Raw genomic sequence first — 15728 nt, forward strand, 5'->3', positions numbered from 1 at the left:
GAACACCCGCTGTCGCATCGTCGATTTTTCTGAGGAGAAGATGGTCGGAGTGAGAGGATTCGAACCTCCGACCCCTGCGTCCCGAACGCAGTGCTCTACCAGGCTGAGCCACACTCCGACCGTGGGGGCTGGCCTGGCGGCGTCGCCCCGAAGTGAGGACGCGGCTTATAGCCATGGGTTTGATAGGCCGCAAGCGCCCATTTCGACCCATCTTCACGACAAGCGAAAATAGTCCTGAAAGAGGGTGTTGCATCCCAAAACAGCTTGGCGTATCTGACCGCCTCCGCCGCACAGAGTGCTTCGGAAACGCTGGTCCTGCTGGGGAATGGTGTAATGGTAACACTACGGTTTTTGGTACCGTCATTCTAGGTTCGAGTCCTAGTTCCCCAGCCATCCGCCGACAAAGGTCGGCGCCGCCGAACCACTTCACAGCTTCAGCATTATCATCTGCGCCAGGCCTTCCGTCCGGATGTCCGGCTACCTAGCTTGACCGCAGACTGCTGCTGAGGAGAACGATAATGGTCACCGCCAAAGAAAAGCGCCTGGCGCCCCTGAAGACGCCGACGAGCCTGTCGGAGGAGGCGACCCAGAGCATTTCCGCCGCTCTGACCGGCCTGCTGGCCGATACGTTCGCTCTCTACATCAAGACAAAGAATTTCCACTGGCACGTCTCGGGTCCGCATTTCCGGGACTACCATCTGATGCTGGACGAGCAGTCGGCGGAAATCCTAGCCATGACCGATCCGATGGCCGAGCGGGCGCGCAAGATCGGCGGGACCACCCTGCGCTCCATCGGTCAGATCGCCAAGGAATCACGCATCGCCGACAACGACGCAGACTATGTCGACCCGCTCGATATGCTGGCGGAGCTTCGTGACGACAACGGTGAACTGATCGGCCGGATGCGCGAGGTGCATGACTTGTGCGACGAGCATAACGACGTCGCGACCGCCAGCCTGCTGGAGAACTGGATCGACGAAAGTGAGAAGCGAGTCTGGTTCCTGTTCGAATCGGGTCGTCGCGGCAACGGCTGAGGAACCGCAGCGCTTGCGCCGTCTTATGTATCGTCGATAGTCGATGACGGATGGCGCAGGAGGGGCGTGTGAAGCAGGTTTCGGTGATCTGCGGTTTGGCGATCGTCGGGGTGCTGGCGGCCTCGCCCGCCTCAGCCGATATGTCCAAGGCGTTCGGCAATACGATCGTGTCCCATTATCCGAACGGCCAGTGGGTCCGGCACTATTTCGAGCCGGATGGGCGCTACACCTCACAGTTTTCGGACGGGCGACGTGTGGCGGCCCGCTGGTCGGCCGAGGGCGACAAGATCTGTCTGTCCGGCTTCAGCCCGCGCCAGATCCTGCCACGCTTCTGCAGCCGGATGGTCGAAGCGGATGTCGGCGACAGCTGGCGCGCCCGCGATCCCTTGGGACGCTCCATACGCAACGAACTGGTCGCGGGACGTCGCTGAGGCCTTGCCCTGAGCGGCGTCACCCTCTAGACGCGACCGCCTACCCGATGCGGATGTGGCGGAACTGGTAGACGCACTGGATTTAGGTTCCAGCGCCGAGAGGCGTGGAGGTTCGAGTCCTCTCATCCGCACCAAGACAAAAAAGGCCCCGGATCGCTCCGGGGCCTTTCTCTATTCTTGGCCTATCGCCCTTGCGGGTTATTTGAGGCCGATAGCTGGGCCTGCCGCGATTGGTGCGACAGGCCCGGTTTGGTCTTAGCGGATCGGCGGCACGGGCGGCGGCGGAACGTCACCATCCGTTTCGTGAACCTCGACCACACCGCGACCCAGGTGGCTCTTGCGGTAGCCGTAGGCGAAGTAGATCAGCAGGCCGATCCCGCCCCAGATCGGCAACACCATCTTGGCGTCGTGCGGCAGGTTCCAGAACAGGAAGGCGCAGCCGAACGCCGACAGGGGCGCGAACACCCAGATCAGCGGCGTGCGGAACGGACGGCGACGGTTCGGATCCTTGACCCGCAGCACCAGCACCGCGATCGACACCATGAAGAAGGCGAACAGGGTTCCCGAGTTCGAGATGTCGGCCAGCTGACCGACCGGGAACAGGGCGCCGGCGATGGCGACCGCGATGCCGGTGGCGGCGGTCACGATATAGGGCGTCTTCCACTTGGGGTGGATCTTGGTCAGGCCTTCGGGCAGCAGGCCGTCGCGCGCCATCACGAAGAAGATGCGGGTCTGACCAAAGATCATCATCAGGATGACCGAGGGCAGGGCCAGGAGGGCGGCGGTGCCCAGGGCGTTGCCGATCTGGGGGTGACCGACGACGCGCAGAACGTGGGCCAGGGCCTCGTTAGAGCAGACCAGCATTTCTGCGTTGGCGGGCAGGGCGCAGGCGGCCACGAAGGCGGGCGAGCCCGGCTGTACCGCTTCACCGGCGGCGCCCAGAACCGGCTGAGCGCCGATAGCGCCGGCGGCGCCGAGCGCAACCAGCAGATAGAAGATCGTGCAGATGGCCAGCGAACCAATGAGGCCGATGGGCACGTTGCGCTGCGGATTCTTGGTTTCCTCGGCCGCCGTCGAAACGGCGTCAAAGCCGACATAGGCGAAGAAGATCGAGGCTGCGGCGCCGACGATGCCCATGCCCGAATATTGGCCGAACAGGCCATTTGGAGCGAACGGCGACAGGTTCGCCGACTTGATGACGGGCAGGGTGATGACGATGAAGACCGTCAGGGCGATGACCTTGATCGCGACCAGGATCGCGTTGACGCGAGCCGATTCCGTGGTGCCGACCATCAGCAGAGCCGTCACCAGCAGGGCCACGACGATGGCGGGGATGTTGACGATCCCGGCCGAGAAGTCAGGCGTGGGGATGAAGCCGTTCATCGACCAGGTCGGCCCGGCGGATAGAAGATCAGGGAAGTCGAATCCGAGCCCCTGTTCTATCAGCCCGAGCACATAGCCCGACCAACCGACCGACACGGCCGAGGCCGCCACGGCGTATTCCAGGATCAGCGCCCAGCCGACCGTCCAAGCCAGCAGTTCGCCCATCACGGCGTAGGTGTAGGTGTAGGCCGAGCCCGAAACCGGCGCCATCGACGCCAGTTCGGAGTAGCAGAGCGCCGCGACCGCGCAGACCGCGCCGGCGATGACGAAGCTGATCATCATGCCCGGTCCGGCCTTTTGGGCGGCCGAAGCAGTCAGGACGAAGATCCCGGTGCCGATGATGGCCCCGATCCCTAGAAGCGTCAGTTGAACAGGACCAAGCGACCGGTGAAGCGATTTCTTCTCGGCCGTGGCAAGGATCGCGTCGAGCGACTTAACGCGCCACATAAAATACCCCCACGTTTTGATGCAGCCCCTCGGCTGCTTGGGGCGGACGCTAGCGACGGATGAGGCGGCGCGCAACGCGCATGACGGGGTGGTTAAGGCGCGACGACGCTTTCGTGATCGCCTGTCGGCAGGCTAGAGGCGACGCATGCTGCCCATCCACGCCGTTCTTGAACCGCTGAAAGCCGCGCTGAGCGCGGGCAATACGGCCGTGCTGGCGGCGCCGCCGGGGGCGGGCAAGACGACGGTCGTGCCGCTGGCCCTGCTGGATCAGCCGTGGCTGCAGGGCAAGGTGCTGGTGCTGGAGCCGCGACGCCTGGCCGCACGGGCGGCGGCCGATCGGATGGCGACAACGCTGGGCGAACAGCCGGGCGAGACGGTGGGGTATCGCACCCGGCTGCAGACCCGCATTGGGCCGAATACACGCATCGAGGTGATCACCGAGGGCGTCTTCACGCGCATGATTCTGGACGATCCGGGTCTTGAGGGCGTCGGTGCGGTCCTGTTCGACGAGTTTCACGAACGCAGCCTGGACGCCGACCTCGGGCTTGCGCTGGCGAGAGACACGCAAGGGCTGCTGCGCGAGGACCTGCGGCTGCTGGTCATGTCGGCGACGCTGGATGTGGTCGGGGTCTCGCGCCTGCTCGACGGGGCGCCAGTGATCGAGGCCGAAGGACGGGCCTGGCCGGTCGAGACCCGGTATCTGGGCCGCAATCCGTCGGAACGGTTCGAAGAGGCTGTGGCGCGGGCCTGTCTGACCGCCTTGGGGGAGGAGACAGGGTCGGTGCTGGTCTTCCTGCCGGGGCAGGGCGAAATCCATCGGGTGGCTAGGCTGGTGAACGAGCGGCTGCGGCTGCCGAACGTCGATGTCGTGCCCCTGTACGGCGGGCTGGACCGGGTCGAACAGGACCGGGCCATCGAACCGGCGGCGCCGGGGCGGCGCAAACTGGTGCTGGCGACCTCGGTTGCGGAAACCAGCCTGACCATCGAAGGCGTGCGTGTGGTGATCGACGGCGGCCTGTCGCGCGTGCCGCGCTTCGAACCGTCCAGCGGCCTGACCCGGTTGGCGACGGTCAAGGTCAGCCGATCCTCCGCGGAACAGAGGCGTGGCCGGGCCGGGCGCACCGAGCCGGGCGTCTGCTACCGCCTGTGGGACGAGGAACAGACGCGCGGGCTGGTCCCGCATCAGCGGCCGGAAATCCAGGAGGCGGACCTGACCGGACTGGCCCTGGACCTGGCGCGTTGGGGCGCCCGCTCGGTCGAGGGACTAGCCCTGCTCGACCCGCCGCCGGCCGGCGCCCTGGCCGAGGCGCGCAAGGTGCTGACACGTTTGGGGGCGCTGGATGCCGATGGCGGACTATCGAAACACGGGCTGCGCCTGACGAAGATCCCGCTGTCGCCGCGGCTGGCCCATATGGTCGCCGTGGCGTCCGACGCCGGCGACGCGATGACGGGGGCACGGATCGCGGCGGTGTTGAGCGAGCCGGGTCTGGGCGGGTCGAGCATCGATCTGGCGGATCGCCTGATCGGGCTAGAGCGTGATCGGACGCAGAGAGCACGCGATTCGATCAAGCTGGCGGAGCGCTGGGCGCGTGCGGCGGGCGGAGGATCGGGGCGGACGATCGATCCAGGACTGCTGCTGGCCGAGGCCTTTCCCGAGCGGATCGCAAAGGCGCGGGGCAAGGCGGGTGAATACCTTTTGGCTAGTGGGCGAGGAGCCGTGCTGGAGGCGACCGACCATCTGGCGCGTCAGCTCTGGGTGGCGATCGCCGAACTCGGCGGCGGCGACACGCGCGACCGGGTGCGACTGGCGGCGGCGCTGGAGGCGGACCGGATCGACAGCGATCTGGCGCGCCTGATCTCGACGGAGGACCGACTAGCGCGCGAACCGTCGGGGCGGTCGGTGATCCGCCGTTCGCGCCGCATCGGGGCCATCGTGCTGGACGAAAAGGTCGTCGGCGCGCCGGATGCGGAGACCTTGACCGCCGCCCTTCGGGCCGAGATCGAGGCGGATGGGCTGGGCGCGCTGAAATGGGGCGAGCAGGCGTCGGGACTGCGCGCACGTCTGGCCTTCCTGCACGCGCGCGACCCAGCCTGGCCCGACATGTCGGACAACGCCCTGCTGGCGGCGCGTGAGGACTGGCTGTGGCCTCTGCTGGATGGGGCAAAGTCGCTGGACGGGATTGCCGACGGTCGTCTGGTCGAAGCCCTGCGCGGACTGATCCCTTGGGACCTACAGCGCCGCCTGGACGAGCTGGCGCCCCCGCGTCTGGTCACGCCGCTAGGCTCGGCGGCCATCGACTACGCCGCCGAGGGCGGGCCGCGCGTGGATATTCGGGTGCAGGAACTGTTCGGCGTCACGACGCATCCCACCGTCGGCGGCGTGCCCTTGACCCTCGCCCTACTGTCGCCGGCGCGACGGCCGGTGCAGGTGACCAAGGACTTGCCGCGTTTCTGGTCGGGGTCGTGGGCGGCGGTGCGTGCGGAGATGCGCGGCCGCTATCCCCGTCATCCGTGGCCGGAAAACCCGGCTGAGGCGCAAGCGACGAACCGGGCCAAGCCGCGCGGCGCCTGATCGCCTTGACGCGGCGGGCGGGAAACGGGCATCGCTGGGATAACCGGGAGAAGAAGATGTCCGACGTCCTGCCGAAGAACTCCACCGGCCGCGTGCTGTTCGCCAGCCTGATCGGCACGACGATCGAGTTCTTCGACTTCTATATCTACGCCACGGCGGCCGTGCTGGTGTTCCCGACGCTGTTCTTCCCCGGCGAGGATCCGGGGACGGCACTGCTGTCCTCGTTCGCGACCTTCTCCATCGCCTTCTTCGCGCGGCCCATCGGGGCTCTGGCTTTCGGGCATTTCGGGGACCGGGTGGGACGCAAGGCGACGCTGGTCGCGGCGCTGATGACCATGGGCCTTTCTACCGTGGCCATCGGCCTGTTGCCGACGCACCAGCAGGTCGGCCTGCTGGCGCCCCTGCTGCTGGCCCTGTGCCGGTTTGGTCAGGGGTTGGGTCTGGGCGGGGAATGGGGCGGGGCGGTGTTGCTGGCGACTGAGAACGCTCCGCCTGGAAAGAAGGCCTGGTTCGGCATGTTCCCCCAACTGGGCGCGCCCATCGGCTTCATCCTGTCCACCACATCCTTCATCGTCCTGACGTCGACGATGAGCGAGACCGCGTTCGAGGGCTGGGGTTGGCGCATTCCGTTCCTGGCCAGCGCCGTGCTGGTGTTTGTCGGCCTGTGGGTGCGGCTGAAGATCACCGAGACGCCTGAGTTTCAGAAGGCGGTCGACCGCGACGAGCGAGTCAAGGCGCCCGCCATGACCCTGTTCGCCCATCACAAGGCGGCGCTGGTGCTGGGGACGTTCAGCGGCGTGACGACCTTCACCCTGTTCTATCTGATGACCGTCTTCGCCTTGGGCTGGGCGACGACGGGAATGGGGCTGGCGCGGGCCGATGTGCTGCCCATCCAGTTGATCGGCGTGCTGTTCTTCGCCGCCTTCATACCGGTGACAGCCTTGCTGGCGGATCGATACGGGCAGGTCAGGGTGCTGATCGCATCTTCGGTCGGGATCGGCCTGTTCGGCTTTCTGTTCGCACCGCTGTTCGGGGGCGGTCTCAGCGGCCTGCTGATCTTCTTTGCGCTGGGGTTCGCCCTGATGGGCTGCACCTATGGGCCCATCGGCGCGGCCATGGCGCGGCCGTTCCCGACAGCGGTGCGCTATACCGGTGCGTCGATGGCCTTCAATCTGGCGGGCATACTGGGGGCGTCGCTGGCGCCCTTTGTCGCGCTGAAGCTGGCCGAGCGGTTCGGGCCGGCGGCCGTCGGCGGTTATCTAACGATTTCGGCCCTGATCACCATCGCCGCCCTGTGGGGCATGGGGCGGGTGGCGCCGGAGGAACAGCGCTAGGCTTCGTCCGTCGCGGCATAGACCATAATGCCGGTGGCGATGGCCAGGTTCAGGCTGTCGGCTCGGCCGCGCATCGGGATCTTGACGTTGACGTCGCAGGCGGCGGCCAGGGCGTCTGTCAGGCCAGCCTGTTCATTGCCCATCAGGATCAGCGACGGCCGTTGCATGACGGCCGAGCGGTGACTGACCTTGGCGTCCAGTCGTGTGCCGACGACGCTGCCGGGCCAGGTCTTGCGCCAGGTCAGGAAGGCTTCGGGCGTCGTCTTGGTGATCGAGACGGCGAAGACCGAGCCCATCGTCGCGCGCACGGCCTCGACCGAATAGGGATCGACGCAGTCGCCGATCAGGATGACGCCGCCGCAACCGGCCGCGTCGGCCGTGCGGATGATGGTGCCCAGGTTGCCGGGATCGCGCACCTGCTCCAGCGCCACCCAGCAGGGCGCCGAGGCGGGGTTCAGGCTGTCGAGAGGCGCATAGGCCTGTTCGAACACGCCCAAGACCGTCTGCGGATTGTCGCGGCGGCTGATCTTTTCGAGGATGGCGTGGGTGACGACGATGATATCGCCGCCGGCTTTAAGTGTGGCCGCCTTGGCGCGGTCCAGCAACGGATGAGGCCGGGCGTCCTCGCCGACCAGCAGCATCCGGGGCGCGCGCCCCTGGTCAAGCGCCTCGCCGATGAACTTCAAACCCTCAGCCAGGAAGGTGCCGGTCAGGTCGCGTTCCTTGCGCATATGCAGGGCGCGGACGCCCTTGACCGTGTCGTTGGTCAGGGAGGTGATGACGCGTTCGCTCATCGGCTCCACCGCGCGAAGAAGGACAGGCCGATGGCGCGGGCGTCCGGGCCGTCTTCGGACAGGGCCAGTTCGCCCCAGTCGATCCAGCCGCCGCGATCCTGGGTCGCCTCCACCATCAGATGCGCCAGGGACAGTCCTGACACACGGGCCGCATAGGCGTTCAGCAGCAGGAAGTCGGCATCGTCTGACAATAGCGCGGCGCAATCCTTCAGCAGGCCCGGCATGTCCTCAAACAGGCGCCAGACTTCCCCCGTGGGGCCGCGCCCGTATTTGGGCGGATCCAGAATGACGCCATCATATTTCGAGCCGCGACGAACTTCGCGCGCGACATATTTGCGGGCGTCCTCGACAATCCAACGGATTGGATGCTGGGCCAGGCCCGACTGTTCGGCGTTCTCGCGGGCGTAGGCGACCGACTTTTTGGAGGCGTCGACGTGGGTGACCTCTGCACCCGCGGCGGCCGCGGCCAGACTGGCGACGCCGGTATAGCCGAACAGGTTCAGGATCTTCGGCGCACGGCCGGCCGAACGTGTAAAGTCCCGCACGCGCCCGTCCAGCCATTCCCAGTTGGCCGCCTGTTCAGGGAAGAAGGCGAGGTGGCGGAAGGGGGTGAAACGGCCGGTGAACTTCACGTCGCGCCATTTCAAAGGGAAGGCGTCGATGGGGCCGTACTTGTCGAACCGCCAGCGACCGCTGTCTTCTTCCTCCTGCTGCGGATCAAAGGTCGCCGTGGCGTTTTCGAAGGCTTTCGGATCGCGGGGCGACCAGAAACACTGCGGCTCGGGCCGGACGACGGTGTAGCGGCCATAGCGTTCCAGCTTCTTGCCGTCGCCGCTGTCCAGCAGGGCATAGTCGGACCAGCCGGAGGTCACGAGGGTTTCGGGAGTTTTAGAAAGGACGGGCGCCATCGTCGGGCTGATAGGCGCTCAGGCCGCCTCGCGTCCAGCGTCCAGCGCCACGACGGTCAATTCCGGCATCTGATCGTCGCGATCGTGCGGGGTCTTGTCCCAGACGTGCGGTTCGACCGCGAGCCGCCAGGCCGCATGGACGAAGGCCAGGCTGAGCAACGCCCAATAGGCTGGCGCAGCCAGCACATCGCCCAGCCGGTAATCGAGCCCGGCGCGTCGCGCCCCGGCCGCACAGCTCATCCAGGCGACGATGACGCCCAGCGCCAGCACGCCCAGTGAGCCTCCGGGCAGGGGCGGCAGGACGCCGGAAAGCGCCCAGACGGCGATGGCTAGCGCCAGCCAGGCCAGCGTCGGGGCATGGGCGGCCGCCGACAGGATCGCCGCGCCCAAGGTCATGATCAGCGACAAGCTTCCGCGCCGTCCCAGGGCGTTCGGACGCCGCGTGTGCACGCCCCAGGTCTGCATATAACCCTTCAGCCAACGGGTGCGCTGGGGCAGCCATCGGTCCATCGCACCCGGCGGCGTCTCCCACGTCGGACTGTCGATGACGCCGAGCTTCCAGCCGAGCGACCACAGGCGAAAGCCCAGGTCCGCGTCCTCGGTGACATTGTGCGCGTCCCAGCCGCCGGCGCCTCGCAGCGCCGTCATGCGGATGTGATTGCTGGTGCCGCCAAGCGGAAAAGGCAGGCCCAATCGCGCCATACCCGGCAGGGTCACTTCGAACAGCGCCGCATATTCGAAAGCGAACTGCCGATCCAGGAACCAGGAGCCAGGCTTTGCAGATGCTCGAATACGCAGCGGCGCCTGGAGACAACCCAATCGCGGTTGTGCGACGAAGCGCGCCGCCGCCTGACGGAGTTGTTGCGGATGCGGTCGATCCTCTGCGTCATAGATGGTGACCAGATCGCCCCGCGCATGACCCAAGGCATAGTTCAAGGCACGCGGCTTGGTCTGGGGGCTGCCCGGCGGCGCGATCAGTATCTTCAGCCACGGCGGTTTTGGCGTCGCCTGGGCTACCACCAGGGTGGCCTCGTCATGCGCCTCCAGCACGATGAAGGCCTCCAGCCTGTGCGCCGGATAGTCGATCCGGCTGAGGTTGGCGATCAGTTGCGGCGTCACCGCCGCCTCATCGTAAAGCGCCGCCAGAATGGTGTAGCGCGGCCATTCGATCGGACGCGGGACGGGCGCGGGGCGGCGCAGGCTGGCGATGCCGATGACGGCCTTCCACAACGCGCACACGACGAAGGCGGCTTGGAACAACACCAAGGCGACGTCGAAAGCGGTTTCCGGCCAGCGGATCAGCGCCACGACGGAAGTCAGGGTGAGCAGGATCAAAATCGTGACCTGAAAACCGCTCGGCGTGCGTCGTGAGGCGCCGTTTCGGCGGGGTCTGATCCCTGGATGCGCCCAATCCTTCACCGCATCCGCCCCCAAAGCGCCACAACCCATAATCGCTATTTGAAACAACCGCGTTCGGCAAGTCGATTGGCGTCCGGGACGGATTGTCGCTATTCAGGGCGCCTCACCCGGAGCAGCGGCTTGTCTCAACCCTCGAACGCCTCGCGCACGACCCGAAAGCCCAAGGGCGAAGGCCATTCGCGGCGAGGCGAAATCCTGGCGGCGGCCGAGCGCATCTTCGTCGAGCACGGCTATGAAGGCGCGACGATTCGCAAGATCGCGGACGAGGTCGGGTTGTCGTCGACGGCGCTCTATATGCATTTCCCGGACAAGGGCGCGATCCTGCAGGAAATCTGCCGTGACGCCTTCGCCCGTTTGATCGCGTCAAACGCCGTCGTCGCCGATGAGGCCGCACCGCCAGATCAGCGCCTGCGGCGGATGATCGAGGGGTATATCGACTTCGGTTTCGCTCATCCCAACGCCTATCGCCTGATCTATCTGACCCGGCCGGTCGAGGCGCGAGAGGGCGCCCAGGACGCGGCGCGCGAGTTGGGCTCCAGCCTGTTCACCACATTGGAAGCGACCGTCGGGGATGCCGTGACGGCCGGACGCATGAAGGGCGATCCCGCAACGATCGCCCAGGCGATCTGGGCTGCGGCGCATGGGATCGTGTCTCTGATGATCACCAAGCCCTATTTTCCTTGGTCCGATCGGCAGGCGCTGGTTCGCACGACCTTGGACGCCCTGTTCGCCGGTCTGATCGAACGATGAGGCGTATCTGCGTCGCCTTGGCGGCTCTGGCGTTCAGCAGCACGGCTCAGGCCAGGCCCTTGCGGATCATGGCGCTGGACCAGTGCGCCGACCAATATGTACTGGCTCTAGCGCCGGATGCGGACATCGCACTATCGCCGCGCGCCGACGATCCTGACGCCTGGCTGCGTCAGCAGGCGGTCGGTCACAAGCGTTTGCGTCCGACGCTTGAGGCCGCCGTGGGTTTTCAGCCTGACGTCGTGGTGCGCTATTGGGGCGGCGAACCGCGCCTGCTGGCAGCGCTGGCGCAGCGCGGGGTCAAGGTGGCCACGATCGATGACGCGGTCAACCTAGAGGGCGTGCGCCGGAACATCCAAACCGTCGCGCGCGATCTGGATCAAATTCAGCGCGGGCAGGCGTTAGAGCAACGGATGGACGCCAAGCTGACGAAGGCGGCGCCGGTGAAGCGCACGGCTGAGGCGCCGGGGGCCGTGTATCTGACATCGGGGGGCTTCACCGCGGGGCCAGGCACGCTGATCGATGCAATGATGCGGGCGGCCGGATTTCGCAATCTCACAGCCGCGCCCGGTTTTGGCGCTCTCAGCGTCGAGCGGATCGCGATGAATCCTCCGGTGCGATTTGTGCTCGGCTTCTTCGATCAGCTGCGCGCCGACCTGCGCGGACCGGGGCGGCATCCGGTTGTCGCGCGAGCGGCCGAGGGTCGAACGGCGGCGCGCCTGCCCGCCGCGACCTTGACCTGCCCGGCCTGGTTCGCAGCCGACGCGGTTGAGATGATGGCCAAGGGGCGGCCGTGAACAGAACGGTTCGGCTGTGCCTGGTTCTGATCGGATTGATCGTCGCGGCGCTGGCCCTGGCGGTGCTGGCCGGTGAGACGGCGTTCAACGTCGATCAGTATGCGGCGGCCTTCAGCGATCCGATATCCGGTCCGGCCGAGGTGCTGTGGCAGGTGCGGGCGCCGCGCGCGGTCTGCGCCCTGGTCGTCGGCGCCGCCCTGGGTTTGGCGGGAGCAGTGATGCAGGGGCTGTTGCGCAATCCGCTGGCCGATCCCGGCGTGCTGGGCGTGTCGGCCACCGCGGCCCTGGGCGCGGCGCTGGCCATCGTCCTTGGCGCTGCGGCCGTGCCGGGACTGGTCGAGGTGTCAGCCTTGGCGGGCGCGGCGCTGGCGGGCGGACTGCTGATCGCGGCGTCCAGGGCCATGCGGGCGCCTGAGGCCCTGATCCTGTTCGGCGTGGCCCTCTCCAGTTTCGCTGGCGCGGCGACGGCCTTGATCTTCAACCTGTCGCCGTCGCCGATCGCCTCGGCCGAGGTTATGTCCTGGCTGCTGGGATCGGTGCAGAACCGAAGCTGGGTCGATGTGGCCTGGGTGACGCCGGCCGTGATCGTCTCGGGCGTCTTTGCTGCCTTGTCGGGCGCCGGTCTGCGGATGCTGACCCTGGGCGACGAGGGTGCGGCGGCCTCGGGCTTGAATATGGGGCGGTTGAGGGCCTTCGCCCTGATCGCGGCGGCCTTGGCCACAGGGGCGGCGGTGGCGGTGGCGGGCGTGATCGGGTTTGTGGGCCTGACCGCGCCGCATCTGGTGCGCGCGGCGGTGCGCGGTGATGCAAAACAAATCCTGGCGCCCTCGGCGCTGGCCGGCGGGCTGATGCTGATCGTCGCGGACCTGTTGGCGCGACTGACGCCGACGGATCAGGAACTGAAGCTGGGCGTGTTCACCGCCCTGATCGGCGCGCCCCTGTTCGCCCTGATCGCCTGGCGGGCGGCGCGGGAGTGGCGGCTGTGAGCTTGCTGTCGCTGGAGACGGTTCAGGCGCGGTTGGGCAAGGCCGTCGTGCTGGATGGGGTGAGCGTGTCGGTTGCGGCGGGCGAGGTCGTGGCCCTGTGCGGACCAAACGGCGCGGGCAAGAGCAGCGCCATCCGCGCCGCTGCGGGCCTCTTGGCCACGACCGGCGGACAAATCAGGTTGGGCGGCGCGGACATCGTCGATCTGTCCCATCGCCAGCGGGCGGAACGCGTCGCCTATCTGCCGCAGGAACGGCGCATCGCCTGGAATCTGCCGGCGGTAGAGGTGGCGGCGCTGGGCGCGCCCTTTCTGTCAGGCGTGGACGCGCTGGCGCGCGCGCGAGCCGCTCTGGACGAAGTCGGCGCCGGTCATCTGGCGGACCGCGGCGTGGCGGAGATGTCAGGCGGCGAGCGCACGCGTGTTCTGCTGGCGCGCGCCCTTGTCGTGGATGCGCCGCTGCTGTTGGCCGACGAGCCGATCGCGGGGCTGGACCCGGATGCTCAGCGTCTGGTGCTGGAGCGCCTGAGAGCGCGCGCTGACCATGGGGCAGGGGTGATGGTCAGCCTTCACGACCTGACCTTGGCTGCAACCGTGGCCGATCGTATCATTGTGCTGAAGCAGGGCCGGGTGGTCGCTGACGCCGCTCCGATCCAGGCCCTGTCGCCCGCCGTCCTGCGCGAGGTCTTCGGACTGAATGGCGCGTGGATCGAGGGGCCGAACGGGCCGCTGCTGGCGGCCCGCCGGGCTCAATAGGCGATATAGGGCCGCGCGCCGGCCGCCGATCCGCGCGAGATGTCGGCAGACGGCGTCAGCGGCGCCGTGCCGCCGTTCAGGCGGGCCTTGTAGACCGCCATGTTCTCCATCACCCGCATCATATAGTTGCGCGTCTCGGTAAAGGGCGCGCACTCGATGAAGTCGATGGTCTTGATCGCATCGCCGCGCGGGTCGCCGCAACGGGCGATCCACTGGCTGGGGCGCGCCGGTCCGGCGTTGTAGCCGACTGTCGCCAGCAGCATGGAGCCGTTGTTCGCGGCCATCAGTTCGCCCAGGTGATAGCTGCCCAGGGTCATGTTGTAGTCCGGATCCCACAACTGCTCGGCGGAATAGCTCATGCCCAGGCGGCGGGCGACGCCCGAGGCCGTGGACGGCAGGAACTGCATCATGCCGCGCGCATCGGCGCCGGAGCGGGCGCGGGGATCGAAGCTGGATTCCTGGCGTGTGATGGCCTGGGTGAATTCCAGCGGCGCGGCGCCGGCGACCTGAGGCGGGATGCGGACGGGATACATGCGCTCAGGCATGACGAAGCCGCGCTGGCTGGCCGCGCGCCCCACCATCATGGCGGTGAAACCCTCACCATAGCCGCGCGACAGGTCCATCAGCAGGGCTAGATCGTTGATCGTCGGCAGGTCGTTGTCGAGCTGATAGGCGAACACCCGCAGCAGGCTCATTTCGCCGGTCTCGCCCAAGATGCGCGTGGCGCGGACGATCTCATTGCCTTCGAAACGGGCGATGTCCGCTTGTGAAGGCACAGGCTCGCCCGGCAGTTGAAGCGTGGTCATCCCCGCCTTCTCGGCCGCCAACTGCCCGTAGAAGGTCTGCCAATGCTGGGCGCCGTTGCGATAGTGGGCGAGGGCGGCGTCGCGTTCGCCGCGAGCCTCGGCGGCCCGACCCAGCCAGTAGAAGGCGCGGCCCTGGGTGATCGGCGTGGACGAGGCGGTGCGCAGGGCCTCGAAATGGCGCGCGGCGACCTCGGGCTGGTTCAGCTTGGTCAGGGCGACCCAACCGGCGAAGAACTCGGCGTCCACCATCCGGTCGCCCGAGGTGAAGCCGTGACCGTTCATGGCGTCATAGGCCGCGCGCCAGTTGCCCTGTTGAAGGGCGTCGAGGAAGTAGTTTCGGCGCTCGCTCCACAGGGTGTTGTCGCCGGTCGTATGGCCCGGCGCCGGCGGAAGATTGGCCAGCAGCGCAAAGCCTTCGGACTGGCGGTTCTGCGATCGCAGCAGGCGCACGCGTTCAAGAACCACCGCCGGATCGGCCGCCTGGGCCGGCGTCAGATTGGCGATGACAGCGTCGGGGCTGTAGGCCGAGCGAAGGGTCATCACCGCGTTCGCAATGGCGGCGTGATCAGGCGAAACCAGATTGATCATGCTGCGCGTCGCCGGTCCGTGCGGACCGAGCAGCAGCATGTTCAGACGCGCCTCGTGATCGGCGGGCGTCAGCCAGGAGCCCCATTGGCCTAGGATACGCGACTGCGGCGCGTCGTCGAACGAGCGGGTGCGCCACCAGTCGCGGACCAGTGCGCGCGCCTCGTCCTGGCGGCCGCGCTGCTGCAGCGCGGAGGCGTAGGCTATGGCCCCCTCGACCGTCGTCGGCTTGCCGTCGGACATCAGGGCCAGGGCCGCGTCCGCGCCCATGCCGGAGCGGTCCAGCACCTTTTCGGCGGCGGCGCGTCTTGATTCGCCGCGCGGCCATCCCGCGAGATCGGACTGACCGCGCGCGAGGTCCGAGTAGGACAGCTGCTCGCCCGAGGTGTCGATCAACGCCCATTCGACCAGCTTGCGAGCCGAGGCGTCCCTGATCTGCGACATGGCGGACTGGGCGCCGAACACGTCGCGCGCACGGGCCGCCGCCAGCCCCTGACGAAACAGCGCCGTGTCCTGATCATTCAGCACGCGACCCTGATAAGTCGCCGAATAGCCGGGCACGGACGAAGACGCCGAGGCATAGGGAACAGGCTGGGTGGGCAGGGCGTCCTGCGGGTTCGGCGCAAGGACGGCGAGGGCCGCCGCCAGACTGGTCGCGATCATGATCTGTCCTGTTCCCATTCAATCCCGGTTGCGGCGGAGCCGCTGGCGACCTAACGTCCCGCGCTCATTG

General features: G+C 67.3%; 13 protein-coding genes and 3 tRNA genes. 10 read left to right on the forward strand and 6 right to left on the reverse strand.

Going from position 1 to position 15728, the window contains the following annotated elements:
- Nucleotides 1-41: 41 nt before the first annotated feature.
- Nucleotides 42-118: transfer RNA gene (locus ABIB58_RS01245), tRNA-Pro, on the reverse strand.
- A 201-nt stretch (nt 119-319) separates the two neighbouring features.
- On the opposite strand from ABIB58_RS01245, the gene ABIB58_RS01250 reads away from it, so the two are divergent.
- From ABIB58_RS01250 to ABIB58_RS01265, 4 genes are all read left to right on the forward strand, one after another.
- Nucleotides 320-393: transfer RNA gene (locus ABIB58_RS01250), tRNA-Gln, on the forward strand.
- Nucleotides 394-518: 125 nt separating this feature from the next.
- Nucleotides 519-1034, forward strand: a complete 516-nt coding sequence (locus ABIB58_RS01255) for a Dps family protein (protein WP_045810805.1) — start codon at nt 519-521, stop codon at nt 1032-1034.
- 68 nt (nt 1035-1102) lie between these two features.
- Complete coding sequence (locus ABIB58_RS01260; protein WP_231576620.1) at nt 1103-1465, forward strand: hypothetical protein; 363 nt, start codon at nt 1103-1105, stop codon at nt 1463-1465.
- 49 nt (nt 1466-1514) lie between these two features.
- Nucleotides 1515-1599 (forward strand) — tRNA-Leu (locus ABIB58_RS01265).
- A 121-nt stretch (nt 1600-1720) separates the two neighbouring features.
- Here the strand turns inward: ABIB58_RS01265 and ABIB58_RS01270 are convergent.
- The gene (locus ABIB58_RS01270) at nt 1721-3295 is read right to left on the reverse strand and encodes an amino acid permease (RefSeq protein WP_045810807.1); all 1575 of its coding nucleotides are present in this window, start codon (nt 3293-3295) and stop codon (nt 1721-1723) included.
- A gap of 145 nt (nt 3296-3440) precedes the next feature.
- Between ABIB58_RS01270 and hrpB the strand changes: the two genes are divergently transcribed.
- Both hrpB and ABIB58_RS01280 read left to right on the forward strand, forming a co-directional pair.
- The gene (hrpB, locus tag ABIB58_RS01275; RefSeq protein WP_354038701.1) at nt 3441-5867 is read left to right on the forward strand and encodes an ATP-dependent helicase HrpB; all 2427 of its coding nucleotides are present in this window, start codon (nt 3441-3443) and stop codon (nt 5865-5867) included.
- A 56-nt stretch (nt 5868-5923) separates the two neighbouring features.
- Nucleotides 5924-7201, forward strand: coding sequence for an MFS transporter (locus ABIB58_RS01280; RefSeq protein ID WP_045810809.1), 1278 nt, complete (start codon nt 5924-5926; stop codon nt 7199-7201).
- On the opposite strand, the gene ABIB58_RS01285 is transcribed toward ABIB58_RS01280, so the two are convergent.
- From ABIB58_RS01285 to ABIB58_RS01295, 3 genes are read right to left on the reverse strand one after another with little or no spacing between them, the layout of a single operon-like run.
- Nucleotides 7198-7995, reverse strand: a complete 798-nt coding sequence (locus ABIB58_RS01285; protein WP_045810810.1) for a TrmH family RNA methyltransferase — start codon at nt 7993-7995, stop codon at nt 7198-7200. The two genes, ABIB58_RS01280 and ABIB58_RS01285, sit on opposite strands and share 4 nt — an antisense overlap.
- Complete coding sequence (locus tag ABIB58_RS01290; protein ID WP_045810811.1) at nt 7992-8903, reverse strand: RsmD family RNA methyltransferase; 912 nt, start codon at nt 8901-8903, stop codon at nt 7992-7994. The genes ABIB58_RS01285 and ABIB58_RS01290 overlap by 4 nt, the downstream gene beginning before the upstream one ends.
- A gap of 18 nt (nt 8904-8921) precedes the next feature.
- On the reverse strand, nt 8922-10238 hold the full coding sequence (locus ABIB58_RS01295) for a glycosyltransferase family 2 protein (RefSeq protein WP_354038704.1): 1317 nt from the start codon (nt 10236-10238) through the stop codon (nt 8922-8924).
- A gap of 204 nt (nt 10239-10442) precedes the next feature.
- Between ABIB58_RS01295 and ABIB58_RS01300 the strand changes: the two genes are divergently transcribed.
- The 4 genes from ABIB58_RS01300 to ABIB58_RS01315 are packed head-to-tail and all read left to right on the forward strand — an operon-like array spanning nt 10443 to nt 13604.
- Nucleotides 10443-11072, forward strand: a complete 630-nt coding sequence (locus ABIB58_RS01300) for a TetR/AcrR family transcriptional regulator (RefSeq protein WP_185224087.1) — start codon at nt 10443-10445, stop codon at nt 11070-11072.
- On the forward strand, nt 11069-11866 hold the full coding sequence (locus ABIB58_RS01305; RefSeq protein ID WP_185224088.1) for an ABC transporter substrate-binding protein: 798 nt from the start codon (nt 11069-11071) through the stop codon (nt 11864-11866). The genes ABIB58_RS01300 and ABIB58_RS01305 overlap by 4 nt, the downstream gene beginning before the upstream one ends.
- Nucleotides 11863-12852, forward strand: a complete 990-nt coding sequence (locus ABIB58_RS01310) for a FecCD family ABC transporter permease (protein WP_185224089.1) — start codon at nt 11863-11865, stop codon at nt 12850-12852. The genes ABIB58_RS01305 and ABIB58_RS01310 overlap by 4 nt, the downstream gene beginning before the upstream one ends.
- Nucleotides 12849-13604 carry an ABC transporter ATP-binding protein gene (locus tag ABIB58_RS01315; RefSeq protein ID WP_354038707.1) on the forward strand — a complete coding sequence of 252 codons (756 nt, stop codon included), beginning with the start codon at nt 12849-12851 and terminating at the stop codon, nt 13602-13604. Before ABIB58_RS01310 ends, ABIB58_RS01315 begins: the two co-directional genes overlap by 4 nt.
- Here ABIB58_RS01315 and ABIB58_RS01320 read toward each other — a convergent pair.
- Complete coding sequence (locus tag ABIB58_RS01320) at nt 13598-15658, reverse strand: lytic transglycosylase domain-containing protein (protein WP_354038709.1); 2061 nt, start codon at nt 15656-15658, stop codon at nt 13598-13600. The genes ABIB58_RS01315 and ABIB58_RS01320 overlap by 7 nt on opposite strands.
- Nucleotides 15659-15728 lie beyond the last annotated feature (70 nt).

Source organism: Brevundimonas sp. UYEF29, assembly GCF_040546195.1.
Classification (GTDB): Bacteria; Pseudomonadota; Alphaproteobacteria; order Caulobacterales; family Caulobacteraceae; genus Brevundimonas; species Brevundimonas huaxiensis.